This is a genomic window from Myxococcus sp. AM011 (assembly GCF_013372595.1).
Lineage (GTDB): Bacteria > Myxococcota > Myxococcia > Myxococcales > Myxococcaceae > Myxococcus > Myxococcus eversor.
This window is the reverse complement of the sequence record NZ_JABXEM010000314.1, coordinates 1-12,364: the sequence shown is the minus strand read 5'-3', so window position 1 is coordinate 12,364 and position 12,364 is coordinate 1. Positions and strand designations below refer to the sequence as shown.

At 69.6% G+C, this 12,364-nt stretch carries 9 protein-coding genes; 4 read left to right on the top strand and 5 right to left on the bottom strand.

The window, feature by feature from the left end; all coding sequences use genetic code 11:
• The 3 genes from HUW62_RS40965 to fliB form a co-directional block, all read left to right on the top strand.
• On the top strand, nt 1–2,123 hold a 2,123-nt coding region (locus tag HUW62_RS40965; RefSeq protein ID WP_176437515.1), incomplete at its 5' end, for an Hsp70 family protein.
• Between the two features lie 33 nt (nt 2,124–2,156).
• The gene (locus HUW62_RS40960; RefSeq protein ID WP_163863994.1) at nt 2,157–2,369 is read left to right on the top strand and encodes a ClpX C4-type zinc finger protein; all 213 of its coding nucleotides are present in this window, start codon (nt 2,157–2,159) and stop codon (nt 2,367–2,369) included.
• Between the two features lie 13 nt (nt 2,370–2,382).
• Nucleotides 2,383–3,657: a flagellin lysine-N-methylase gene (gene fliB / locus HUW62_RS40955; RefSeq protein ID WP_176437514.1), complete on the top strand. Its 1,275-nt coding sequence runs from the start codon at nt 2,383–2,385 to the stop codon at nt 3,655–3,657.
• 79 nt (nt 3,658–3,736) lie between these two features.
• Here fliB and HUW62_RS40950 read toward each other — a convergent pair whose 3' ends face one another.
• A complete protein-coding gene (locus tag HUW62_RS40950) occupies nt 3,737–4,357 on the bottom strand; it encodes a DsbA family protein (protein ID WP_176437513.1) in 621 nt (206 codons plus the stop codon).
• A gap of 158 nt (nt 4,358–4,515) precedes the next feature.
• Here HUW62_RS40950 and HUW62_RS40945 point away from each other — a divergent pair, with 158 nt between their 5' ends.
• Nucleotides 4,516–6,549 (top strand): S9 family peptidase, encoded by a 2,034-nt coding sequence (locus HUW62_RS40945; RefSeq protein WP_176437512.1) that lies wholly within the window; start codon nt 4,516–4,518, stop codon nt 6,547–6,549.
• 57 nt (nt 6,550–6,606) lie between these two features.
• Here the strand turns inward: HUW62_RS40945 and HUW62_RS40940 are convergent, their stop codons facing one another.
• From HUW62_RS40940 to HUW62_RS40925, 4 genes are all read right to left on the bottom strand, one after another.
• Entirely contained in the window at nt 6,607–6,885 is a 279-nt protein-coding gene (locus HUW62_RS40940) for a hypothetical protein (RefSeq protein WP_163863990.1), read from the bottom strand.
• Nucleotides 6,886–6,936: 51 nt separating this feature from the next.
• Complete coding sequence (locus tag HUW62_RS40935; RefSeq protein WP_163863989.1) at nt 6,937–7,374, bottom strand: DUF1622 domain-containing protein; 438 nt, start codon at nt 7,372–7,374, stop codon at nt 6,937–6,939.
• An 88-nt stretch (nt 7,375–7,462) separates the two neighbouring features.
• Nucleotides 7,463–9,226 (bottom strand): tetratricopeptide repeat protein, encoded by a 1,764-nt coding sequence (locus HUW62_RS40930; protein ID WP_163863988.1) that lies wholly within the window; start codon nt 9,224–9,226, stop codon nt 7,463–7,465.
• An 11-nt stretch (nt 9,227–9,237) separates the two neighbouring features.
• Nucleotides 9,238–12,364: DUF4175 family protein (locus HUW62_RS40925; RefSeq protein WP_255203929.1), on the bottom strand; the 3,127-nt coding region annotated here is incomplete at its 5' end.

Sequence of the window (12,364 nt, the reverse complement as noted above, 5' to 3'; positions counted from 1 at the left end):
GTGGGAGCCTCGAGTTCGACCTGGATTTCAGCGAGGCCGTGGAGGAGATGCCTCCTTCGGCGCCGCCTCCGACGCGGACCTCGCCGCCGCCTCCTCCGTCCGCGACTCGACCGGCGGGTGGCAGCTTCGAGTTCGACCTGGACCTGTCGGAGATGAGCGGGGGCCCCTCTCCGGGAGTCGCCGCGCCGCGGATGCCCGCGCCGCCGCCGTCGGCCCGGCCGCCACCGCCGCCCGCCGCGTTCCAGCCTCCACCCGCGCCGCCCGCGTTCCAGCCTCCTCCGGCTCCCGTGGCACCGCCTCCTCCGGCGCAGGCGCTGCCCAACGTGCGCCGCGAGGCCCCCAAGCCTCCCGAGCCAGTGGGCACTCCCACGCTGCTCTCTCCGACGGCCGCGAAGCCCGCGACGCCGCTCGCCGCGCCTCCGCTCGATGAGCGGGGCCTGCCGAAGACAGTCTTTCTTCCGCCGCCGCCCGTGCAAATCGTGGGCACGGGCCCCGTCATCGGCATCGACCTGGGCACCACGAACTCGTGCGTGGCGCTGCTGTCCAACGGGCGTCCCACGGTCCTTCGCTCGCGCGAGGGCTACAACACGATTCCGTCGGTCATCTCGCTCAACGCGCAGAACAAGCTGCTCGTCAGCCACCGCGCGAAGAACCAGCTCGTGTTGCGCCCGCAGCACACCATCTACGGCGCGAAGCGACTGGTGGGGCGTCCCTACGACAGCGCCGTGGTGAACCAGGTCCGCGAGCGCTTCCACTACGAAATCGTCCCCGACGCCGCCGGCCGCGCCGCCGTGCGACTGGCGGACAGCGTGCTGTCGCTCGAAGAGGTGCAGGCCATCATCCTCCGCGAGTGCAAGGAGATGGCGGAGGCGCACCTCAACCAGAAGGTGGAGCGCGCGGTGGTGACGGTGCCCGCGTACTACTCCGAGCCGCAGCGCGAGGCCGTGCGCAAGTCCGGCATCCTCGCGGGCCTCAAGGTGGAGCGCATCCTCAACGAGCCCACCTCCGCGGCGCTCGCGTACGGCCTCAACCGCGAGCTGAACAAGAAGGTCCTCGTCTACGACCTGGGCGGCGGTACCTTCGACGCCACCATCCTCAAAATCGAGAAGAACGTCTTCGAGGTGCTCGGCACCGGCGGCGACATCTTCCTGGGCGGTATCGACTTCGACAACCTCATCGTCGACTTCCTCCTCCAGCGCTTCCAGGAGAAGGAGGGCATGGCGTTCAACGGCGACGGCATCGCCCTGTCGCGCGTCAGCGACGCCGCCGAGCGCGCGAAGATGGCCCTCTCCGAGCGCGCCACCTTCGAGGTCCACATCCCGATGCTGATGATGGACAACGACGGGCGCCCCAGGGACTTGCGCGTCGTGATGACCCGGCAGGAGCTGGAGAAGATTTGCGACCCGCTGCTCAGCCGCACCGTGGACGTGGTGCGTGACGTGCTGCTGGACGCGAAGCTGAAGGCCAGCGAGGTGGACGACATCATCCTCGTGGGCGGCATGAGCCGCATGCCCCTGGTGCGCGAGAAGCTCAAGGGCCTGTTCGGCAAGGGCCCGCAGGCGAGCGTCAACGCGGACGAGGCCGTCGCGCTGGGCGCGGCGCTCTACTCGGGCTCGGTGGACAAGGTGAGCAGCGTGGTGCTCATCGACGTGCTGCCGATGACGGTGGGCGTGGCCATGCCCGGTGGCGCCTTCAAGCGCGTCATCGAGCGCAACAGCCCGCTGCCCGCCCAGCGCTCCTTCGCCCTCAACACGACGAAGGACAACGAGGAGTCGCTGGAGCTGTCCATCTTCCAGGGCGAGGACAACCACATCTCCGCCAACGAGTACCTGGGCACGGTGCGCATCGAGGGACTGCCTCGGGGACCGAAGGGCTCGGTGCGCGTCGCCGTCACCATCAAGCTCGATTCGGAGTGCGTGCTGCACGTCGAGGCGCGCGAGTACTCCACGCGCAAGGAAGTGAAGGCCACGCTGGCCACGCGCTACTCACCGGAGGAACTCCAGAAGCAGCTCCAGGTGAGCAAGGAGTCGGTGAAGGCCGCCGAGGAGCGCCGTGGCGCGGACCTGAAGGAGCGCGCGGGTGGTTTCTGGGGCTTCGTGAAGAAAGCGCTGGGCCGCAAGTAGCGGGCACGCCGAGGGACGAAAGGACGGTACGTCGTGAGCCAGCACACTCCTCCCCGGCGGCGCTGCTCCTTCTGTGGCACCGCCGAGCCTCAAGCGGGCCGACTGCAACAGGGCAGCGCTGGCGCCGCCATCTGCGACCCCTGTGTGGTGCGACTGTTCGCGGAGCTGGACCGGCAGGCCTTCTCCGCCGGCTCGACTCCGAAGGGGAAACCCACCACGCTCCACGGTGGCTCGGACGACGCGTGACCTCGGGGGCTCCATGTCGGTTGTCTCAGCGCCTCGGTACCTGACGCGCTTCCAGTGCCTCGCGGAGGCGTGCGAGGACACCTGCTGCGCGGGGCTCGTCGTGCCGGTGAGTGAGTCGCGCTGGAGCATCCTTCGTGGCCTGGTGGCTGGTGGCCCCGATGCGGCGCGAGTGGAGGAACTCGTGGTGAAAGACGCGGGCAGCGGCACGGGAGCCGAGGCCGCGTATGTCACCAAACGCGAGGATGGGAACTGCTCCTTCCTCGACGAGCGCAAGCTGTGCTCGCTGCATCGGAAGTATGGAGAGGTCGCGTTGCCGGATGCGTGCGCGATGTTTCCGCGCGTCGCCACGCGCAGGGCAGGGCGGCTGGAGGTGACGGGCTCGTTCGGTTGTCCGGAGGTGGTGCGCCTGTGCCTGCTCGCGGAGGATGCGCTGGAGCAGGTGGCGGTGGACACCTCGCTCGTGGCGCGGCCGGAGGTTGCGCGTGCGCTGGAGGGCGAGGATGCGTGGATGGTGCACGCCGCGCGGGTGCGTGATGTGGCGCTTGGCATCCTGGAGCGGCGCGAGTTTCCGTTCGCCTCGCGGCTGTTCATGTTGGGTGAGCTGGCGCGGCGACTGGGGTCCTTCTACTTCCGGGGCACCGAGGTGTTCCGGGAGGAGGGTGCGGAGGAGTTGCTGACCCGGACGCTCGCCACGTTCGAGGTGCCGGAGACGCTGGCCGCGCTGCATGTGGCGGTCTCCGGGGTGTCACTGCCTGGAGGTCCGTGGGCAGGAATCTGCGGCACCGTGCTGCGGGCACGTCTGGGCGCGGTTGGGAGTGAGCGGTTCGCGAGATGGGCTCGCGCGGTGTTGGCGTCCTACGGCGGCCCGCAGGCCTTGCCCGAGGAGGTCTGGGCTCGCTATGGGGAGCGCAGGGCTCGGCTGGAGCCGGTGCTGGGCGATCGCGTGGAGCAGTACTTCCGGCACCACGCGATGAACCACTGGCTGCGCCATCCGTTCACCGATGCGCCGTCGGTGCTCGACTACGTCTTCAAGCTGGCGCTGCGCGCGGCGGTGCTGCGCTGGGCGCTGTTCGGCCATCCAACGGTGGTGGCGCTGTGCGAGCGCGAAGACCTCCAGCCCACGGAGGAGGCTCGCGCCCTGCTCGACGCGGCGGCGGTGGAGTGCTTCCAGCTCAGCGCGAAGCACCTCGAACAGTCTTCCGAGCTGCACGCGCTCGCCCAGGGACTCTCGGGCGGCGCGGGTCCGGAATCGCTGCCCCGGATGCTCGTGCTCCTCCAGGGACTCTGACCCGCGCCGAGGTCGCCGCACGCGGCTCCACGCGCGGCCGACCTTCAGCGTGATGACAGCCGCGTGAGCCTTCGCGCGCTCAGGTCGCCGAGCGGGGCTTCGCGCCCAGCCGCTCCATCGCCTGACGGAACACGGCGATATCCTGCGCGCCCTGGATGCCGAAGCGGTCTCCCACCACGAACGTCGGCACCGCGCTGACGCCCATCTCCCGCGCCTCCCGCACCGCGTCGTCCACCACCTTCTCGAAGTGTCCGCCCTCCACGGCCTGCTGGAGCGCGTCCGGTTCCAGCCCCACTTCCGCCGCCGCGCCGCGCAGCGTCTCCCACGCCCAGAGGTCCTGTCCCTCGCTCCAGTAACGTCGCAGCAGGGCCGCGTGGTACGGCTCCAGCTTGCCCTGGGTTCGCGCGTACTCGGTCGCCTGGTGCGCCCGCCGCGTGGACGGGATGACGTCCCGGTCCACCATCGTCAGACCCTCCTGTGCCGCGCGCACCTTCAACGGGTTGTTGGGGTCCTTCATCTTCTCGCGGATGTGCGCGGGCAGGGGCAGCCCCTCCGGCGGTGTCTCCGGACGCAGGAAGAACGGACGCCAGTCCACCTGGATGTCGTACTCCCGGCTCAGCTTTTTGACTTCCTGCAGGCCGACGTAACACCAGGGACAGACGAAGTCGGACCAGACGCGGACAGTGACGGGCTCGCTCATGCCCCTCTCACTAACCGGAGTGGCGCGTCACGTCATGGCTTCCGTGCTTCCACGACGGTGGACAGCGTCCAGAGGAGCGGGCACGGTCCACCCCCGAATGCCCCCAACCCGAGCGCTCGCCTGGAGGCCAGCGCCTGGGTCCACCCCAGGAGGACACCTTGTCGCTGTCGCTTGTCGCGGCCCTGGCCATCGCCGCCTCTCCGGCGCCCGCCCGGCCCCAACCGTTCACCCACCACGACATGATTTCGATGCGCCGGCTGAGCAACCCGCGCGTCTCGCCGGACGGAAAACAGGTCGCCTACGTCCTGCGCACCACCGACCTGGAAGCCAACAAGGGCCGCAATGACTTGTGGCTCGTCAACCTGGACGGGAGCGGCTCGCGCCAGCTCACCTCCCACCCCGACTCGGACTCCGACCCCACCTGGGCCCCGGACGGCAAGAGCCTCTTCTTCCTCTCCTCGCGCGGCGGCTCCTCGCAGGTGTGGCGCCTGCCCGTCGACGGCGGCGAGCCCCTCGCGGTGACGAAGCTCCCCCTGGACGTGGGCAGCTTCCGCCTGTCCCCCGACGGCACGCGCCTAGCCGTCTCCATGGACGTGTTCCCCGACTGCGCCTCCGGCCTGGAGTGCAACACCCAGCGCGAGACGGAGCGCTCCAAGCGCAAGGCCACCGGCCGCACCTACGACAAGCTCTTCGCCCGTCACTGGGACTCGTGGAAGGACGGCAAGCGCTCACACGTGTTCGTCGTCCCCGTGGCCGGCGGCACGCCCGTGGACGTGATGAAGGGCATGGACGCGGACAGCCCCTCCAAGCCCTTCGGAGGCCCGGAGGAGTACACCTTCACCCCCGACGGCAAGAGCGTCGTCTTCACCGCGCGCGACGTGGGCCGCACCGAGTCCTGGTCCACGGACATGGACCTCTTCGTGGCTCCGGTCGACGGCAAGGCCAGGCCGCGCAAGCTCACCGACAAGAACCGCGCGACGGACACCAGCCCCGTCTTCAGCCCCGACGGCAAGACGCTCGCGTACCTCGCCATGGCCCGTCCGGGCTTCGAGGCGGACCGCTACCGCGTCATCCTGCGCACGTGGCCGGGTGGCCAGGAGCGAGTGCTCGCCGAGGACTGGGACCGCTCCGCCGGCTCGCTCGCGTGGAGCCCGGACAGCAAGACGCTGTACACGGCCGCGGGCCACATCGGTCAGGTGCCCCTGTTCGCGCTCGACGTCGCCAGCGGTCAGGCGCGCCAGCTCACCAAGGACGGCACGGACGACTCGCCCCAGCCCGCCGCTGGTGGCGCGCTGGTCTACGTGCATGACGACCTGGACTCGCCCGCGGACCTGCACGTCCTCAACACGGACGGCACCTCCAAGCAAATCACCCAGGTGAACCAGGAGGCGCTCGCGCGCATCCGCTTCGGCGGCTTCGAGCAGTTCGAGTTCCCCGGCTGGAACAACGAGACGGTGCGCGCCTACGTGGTGAAGCCGGTGGACTTCGACCCGAAGCGCCAGTACCCGCTGGCCTTCCTCATCCACGGCGGACCGCAGGGCTCCTTCGGCAATCACTTCCATTACCGGTGGAACCCGCAGGTCTACGCGGGCCGCGGCTACGTGGCCGTCATGGTCGACTTCCACGGCTCCACCGGCTACGGGCAGGCCTTCACCGACTCCATCACCGACGACTGGGGCGGCAAGCCGCTGGAGGATTTGCAGAAGGGCCTGGCCGCCGCGCTGCAGCGCTACCCCTTCATCTCCAAGGAGAAGAAGTGCGCGCTGGGCGCGAGCTACGGCGGGTACATGATCAACTGGATTGCCGGCAACTGGCCGGACGGCTTCAAGTGCCTCGTGAACCACGACGGCATCCTCGACGAGCGCATGGGCTACTTCGACACCGAGGAGCTGTGGTTCCCGGAGTGGGAGCACAAGGGCACGCCGTGGGAGAACCCGGACGGCTACGGCAAGCACAGCCCCATCAACCACGTGGCGAAGTGGAAGACGCCGATGATGGTGGTGCACGGCGGCCAGGACTTCCGCGTCGTGGAGACGCAGGGCCTGGGCACCTTCACCGCGCTCCAGCGCAAGGGCATCCCCTCCAAGCTGCTGTACTTCCCGGAGGAGAACCACTGGGTCCTGCGCCCCGCCAACAGCATCCAGTGGCACGACGAGGTCCTGGCCTGGCTGGACCAGTGGACGCGCAACTAGCGAGCTGAACAACACCCCGGGGCCCGCGTCACGCGAGCGGGCCCCGGCGGCTTCTCTTCAGGGGACGACGAAACACTCGTCGATGCAGTGCTCCAGGTACTCGGAGCAGCTCTTGTCGGCGGCGCAGTCGGCACACTCGGCCACGGCGTCCTTGCGGTCCTCGGAGTCGCGGTCATCCACCCAGTCGTTGATGGTGTCCGCGCACTTCCCCGTGTCGAGTTTGGAGTCGAAGCACTCCTTGCGATGGTCACAGATGGTGTCGGCGTTGCTGGAGCAGCCGGTGAGCACCGCGCTGAGCGCCAGGAGGGTCGTCACTGCGATGTTTCGGATGGACATGGGGCGGTGTCCTAGCGCACCCGGTCCGCTTCGGGAAATAGCCCTTCACGCTCAATGTCGAGCGGCTTGTCCCGTGGGCCGTGTGCGAACCACCCGGGCCGGACGCACCGGCGGTGGAGGCGGGCGCGGCGGAGAGGACGCACGGTGCTCGCGCTCGGGCTGCCACGGCCAGCGGCCCTCCAGCTCCACTGTCAGGGTGAAGCTGAGGAAGGTCCGGACCAGGACGATGAGGCCCAGCACCAGGACGTCACGCAGCGTGGGCTCGTTGCTCACGGTGCGCAGGATGTCTGCGGCGACGAGGAACTCGAGGCCGAGCAGGATGGCGCGGCCCAGGTTCAGTCGGAAGCGGCGGTAGGCCTCACCGGCTGACAGCTCCTGGCGTCGGAACAACAGCGCGGCGAGCGCGAGCAGGGCGCCCAGCACCATGGCACTGACACCCGCGCCTTCCATCAGCCGGGCGGACAGCGAGACGAGCGGCCGGATGTCCATGACGACGCCTCCCCGGCTGAACCTGGGCACGGAGGGCGTCAGGCTTCAGTGGCGGGCAGGGCCTCGGCTGGCGGCTTGCTGTCGGGCCTCAGCGCCCCGCGTCCGTCGGCCCCGAGGCGGGTGTCGCCGGCGTGGCGGATTTGGCTGGAGCGCCTCCCGTGGCGGGGACGTTGGTCTCCGACAGCTCGCCCTCTTCGCGCAGGAACTGCTGGGCCAGCTTGTCGACCTCCGCGGGCTCCAGGCCGGTGAGCACCGCCGTCGCCGTCTTCGCGCGAGTCGCCAGCGCCGTCTCACCGAGCGCGCCGTGGATGCGCGTCAGCGCCACGTGGATTTCGGGGTCGAACGGGTCCGACGCGAGCGCCTCCAGGTAGGCCGTCTTCGACTTCGGGTAGTCCTTGCGGTGCAGGAGGATGCGGCCCAGGTGCACGTTGGTGGCGGGCGAACCCGGGTGCACGCGCAGGCTGCCGCGCAGCACGGACTCCGCCTCGTCCAGGCGCTTGAGCTCCAGGAGCGCCAGCGCGTACTTGTTGGAGACGGACTCGTACTTGTCGCCCACCAGCTTGTGCGCCTTGGCGTACTCCTCGGCGGCCGCCTTCACGCGGTTGCGCTCGCGCAACAGCTCACCCAGGTGCGCGAACTTGCGCGCGGGCACCTCCGCCACCTCGTTGAAGTCGCCGAAGGAGATTTCACGGCCCTTCTTCTCGCCGTCCTCCTTCCCCTTGTTCTTGGCGTCCTCCTTCAGCACCACGCGGTCGTCGCGCGGCACCAGCTCCGAGGGGAAGGGCTGCTTCTTGATGTGCGCCAGCCACGTCTTCTCGAACAGGGCGAAGGGCATGCCCGTGGCAGCCTCCACTGCTTTCCTGTCCGTCTGCCCGGCCTTCAACTCGCGCACCACGGCGCGCAGCCCCGCCGAGCCCTTCGTCTGGTGCACGTAGTCGATGGCGTAGAACACCTCGGCGAAGGCGGTGGCCGCGTCCTCCGCGGTGGGCAACAGCGCGATGGACGGGTGCATCTTCTCGAACGGGATGAGCGTGTCCGCCTTCACGCGCTTGCCCAGGAGCGCCTGCGTGGACGGCGTCATCGCCAGGCCCGCCTTGCCGCGCCAGCGCGACTCCAGGAACTTGGCCATGCCCTCGTGCAGCCAGATGGGCACCGTGTTGCGGCTCATCTGACTGACGACGAGGTGGATGTACTCGTGCGCCAGCGTGTCCTGCCAGTCGTAGCCCTGCGCCACGGCCTTGGGGCTGGTCACCATCAGCTTGTTGAACTTGCAGATGGCGATGGTGCCGGTGGTGCGAATCTGCTTCTCGGTGAGCGTGCTCACCTTGGACAGCTCGCGCGCGTTGTTCACCACCTCGACGCGAATCTTCCCGCCCGGCGGCGTCCAGCCCAGGTCCTCCGCCATGGCCCGGTGGATGGCCTCCAGCGTCTCCAGCGCGTAGGGCACCAGCACCGCTTCCTTGCCCTTCGGGTAGAAGAAGATGAAGTGCTCGCTCTCCGCGCGCTCGTGGCTCTTGACGATGTCGCGAGTGTCCTTGGCCAGCCGCAGGTAGCTGCCCGGCTTGTCCTCGATGTTGGCGCCTTCGAGCAGCCCCACTGCGTCGTCGTAGCGGCCCTCCTCGAAGGCCACGCGGCCCTGGTAGTACTTCAAGGGCTCCACGTCGGAGGGGATGAGCTGCTCCACCGCGGCCAGCTCGCGCCTGGCGCCGGGCACGTCCCAGTCGTCCAGGCCCTGCTCCACCTGGCCCAGGCGCGTCTTCACCTCGTCCTTGAGGGAGGACTCCTGCTGCGCGACGGCGGGCGTTGCCACGCCCAGTCCCAGGGCCAGCGCGAGGGCCACCCAGCGATTCATCCGGCGGTCTCTCACTTCACCAGCTCCTCGTAGTAGCGCTTCACCTGCTCGCGGTACTTCTCCGGCGCGCCCTGCTTCATCGCGTCCAGCAAATCCTTGCGGAACTCCTTGGGGGCCTGGAATGCGTCCTCGTCGGGCAGCTCCACCTGGTCCTTCGGGTCTCTTCCGGAGTTGCCCTGCTTGCGCCCGCTCATGCCACCGGGCAAGGGCAGCCCGCCCTTGCGGCCCTTCTGGCCCTGCTGCATCTGCTGCTGGAACTGGCGCAGGCCCTCCAGCGCGGCCTGCTGCTCGCCGTAGCCCCGGCCCGGGTCCTTGCCCTGCATCCGCTGCGCGGCTTCACCCATGCGCTGGCCCACGCCCTCCATCTGCTGCGAGGCCTCCTCGCCGAACAGCGGCGCCGTCTGCTCCATCTCCTCCATCTGCTGACGCAGGTCCTGCGCGCGCTGCTCCAACTGCTGCTGCTGCTGGGAGAGCTGCTGGAGCTGCTGCTTCTCCTGCTGCGAGAGCTGTGAGCCGGGAGGAGGGAAGAGCGACTGGAGCTGCTTGTTCACGTCCTGCACGTTGCGCGCGTCGCGGTCCAGGCGCTGGGCCAGCTCCGAGGACTGCTGCCGCACCTCGGGCGGGTTGCCGAACATCTCGTCGAGCTGCTTCTGCTGCTCGCCCATGCCCGCGAGCTGCCGGGCCGCGTCCTCGGCGCGCGCGGCGGCCTCCGCGGCCAGGTCGAAGTCGTTCACCTTCAGCGCGTTCTCCACGTTGCGCAGCTCCGACTGGGCTTCTTCCAGGGGGCGCGCGGCGCGGCTGTTGAGGTGCTCGGGGTTGAGCTTGTCGTAGCTCTGCTGGGCCTGCTGCACCTTGCGCATCAGGTCGCTCTTGATGGACTCACCGCGCTCGGAGAGGCGCTCCTTGTTCTGCGCGCGGGCCTGGTCTCGCAGCTGGCGCGTCTGCTCGGCCACGCGCTGCTGCTCGTCCACGGTGCCCTTCAAGTCCTCCATGAACTTGCCGAACTTCTCCGCGAGCTCCGGGTACTGCTCGCCGCCGAACTCCTCGTTGGCTTCGTCCAGGCCCTTGAGCATCTCGTCCATCTGCATGCCCAGTTCCTGGAGCTTCGCGAGCGCCTCGTCCGTCTTGCCCTCGCGCATCAGCTTCTCCACGTCGTCCAGGGCGCTCTGCATGTCCTGGTCCTTCATCATCTCGGACAGGGCCTCGGCGTTGAGGTGCTCGTCGCGGATGCCCTTGCGCATCTCCGCCATGCGCTGCATCAGCTCCTGGATGCGCGCCTTGAGCTGCTGAATCTGCTCCATCACCGCCTGGCGCGCGGACTCGTCCGGGTTGGCCTTGAACTGCTCAATCAGGCGCGACAGCTCGCGGCGCTCGCCGGCCAGTTGCTTGCCCATCTCCTGGAGCGCCTCCAGCTTCTGGCGGTCCAGCAGGGCCTCCAGGTAGAGGATGTCCTTCTCCAGCTCGGCGATTTCCTCCGTCACCACGCCGGACAGGCGGTTGCCGGTGCCCCAGTCCTCGCCCCGCGCGCGCTGGGTGCGCAGGTAGAGGCGGCGGAAGTCCGCGGTGCCGTTGATGTGGCTGCCCAGGGACTCGGAGATGTTGGCAAGGGCGGAGACCAGCTCGGTGGGCACGTCGCGCTCGCGCGACAGCGTCTGCGCCAGCGTGCGCATGTCGGTGATGAGCTGCTGGCCGCTGGTGTCCACGGACGCGGCGGAGGCGATGGCCTGGGCGTCCTTCTGCTTGTCCCGGTCCGGACCCTCCAGCCGGTCCGCCAGGTGGTCCACCATGCGGCCCCAGAGCTGCTCGGCCTTCTCCAGCGCGGCGCGGTGGTGCTCGGCGGCGGAGTAGATGCGCAGCACCTGGGTGCGGCTGACGCCCTTCTTGGGGCCCTCCACCGCGTCGTTGTCCTGCGCCTCCACGAAGTACGTAATCCGGTCGCCAGGGTCCACCTTGAGCGAGCCCAAATCCCACGTGTACGTGTCGCGGCTGCGCCGTCCGTCCTCGCGGCGCAGCGGCACGCGCGTGTCCTTCTGCGCGCCCGGCGTGCGGAAGACGAGCGACAGACCGGACAAGCCGTAGTCATCGGTGGCCTCGTACTTGAGCGTCACCTTCTGGCCGGGGTCGACTTCCAGCTCCGCGGCGGGCGTCATCAGCGTCACCTGGGGCGCCTTGTCCGCTTCCACGGTGAGCGGGATGTCGGGGCCCACCGCGAGCGGCTTCTCGCGCCGCGCGTAGAAGACGAAGCGGTAGTGGCCGGTCTTCTTCGCGATGAAGGTGCCTTCCAGGTCGCGGTTGCCGGTGACCTGGAGCGGCACCGTCTCGTCGTTGATGACCAGCTCCGCGCGCTCCACGGGGCGGTCCGAGCGCGTCTTGAGGACGACCTCGGTGCCGGCCGGAGCGCTGACGGCGCCGTCGGTGCCGGGCACGGTGCGCTGGGACAGGCCGGTGTACGCGGGGTAGCGGTACGTCAGCTCGATATCGCCGGTGATGGGCTCGACCTGGGCCTGGGCCACCGGCGTGCGAGCCACCTCCAGGATGCGCTTCACGCCCGCGCCCCACTTCTCACCAAACAGCCCCAGCACCAGCGCGAGCGCCAGCAGCACGCCGCACGCGGCCAGGGCGCTGCGCTGCGCGGGGCGACCGTCGACGACGGAGCGCGCGTCCACGGTGCGCACCCGCGTGTCCATCTGAGAGAGGAAGGCGTCCGCCAGCTCCGGCGAGCCGTTGGCCTGCCCGTCCTGCTCGCGCCGCAGCTCCACCGCCGCCAGCACGTCCAGCGACAGCTCCGGCCGGCGCTGGCCCACCAGGCGCGCGGTGAGCAAATCGTCGCCCACCTGTCGCCGCGCGAGCCACAGGCCGAAGCCACACGCCACCGCGGCGCCCACCGGCAAGGCCAGCCCGAGCATCGAGCCGCCGATGCGCGGGGCCACGAGTCCCAGCAGGCCGCCACCCACCCACAGGAGGCAGGCCGCCACGAAACCCAGGGCGGTTCCCTGGAGCCACAGGTACCGGCGCTGCCGGGCGCGCACGGCGGAGAGCAGGGCTTCCACGCCACGGCCTCGCGAGGACCTGCCCACCCGCGTGGGTGAGGCCGGTGGCGGAGGCGGCGGGGGCGGCAGCTCGGGGCCTGGGCTCTGC

Bases quoted from the DNA above. Each gene is read 5' to 3' on its own strand.
- HUW62_RS40950 (WP_176437513.1), bottom strand. From the start codon at position 4,357: ATGAGCGAGCCCGTCACTGTCCGCGTCTGGTCCGACTTCGTCTGTCCC.
- fliB (WP_176437514.1), top strand. From the start codon at position 2,383: ATGTCGGTTGTCTCAGCGCCTCGGTACCTGACGCGCTTCCAGTGCCTC.
- HUW62_RS40940 (WP_163863990.1), bottom strand. From the start codon at position 6,885: ATGTCCATCCGAAACATCGCAGTGACGACCCTCCTGGCGCTCAGCGCG.
- HUW62_RS40935 (WP_163863989.1), bottom strand. From the start codon at position 7,374: ATGGACATCCGGCCGCTCGTCTCGCTGTCCGCCCGGCTGATGGAAGGC.
- HUW62_RS40930 (WP_163863988.1), bottom strand. From the start codon at position 9,226: ATGAATCGCTGGGTGGCCCTCGCGCTGGCCCTGGGACTGGGCGTGGCA.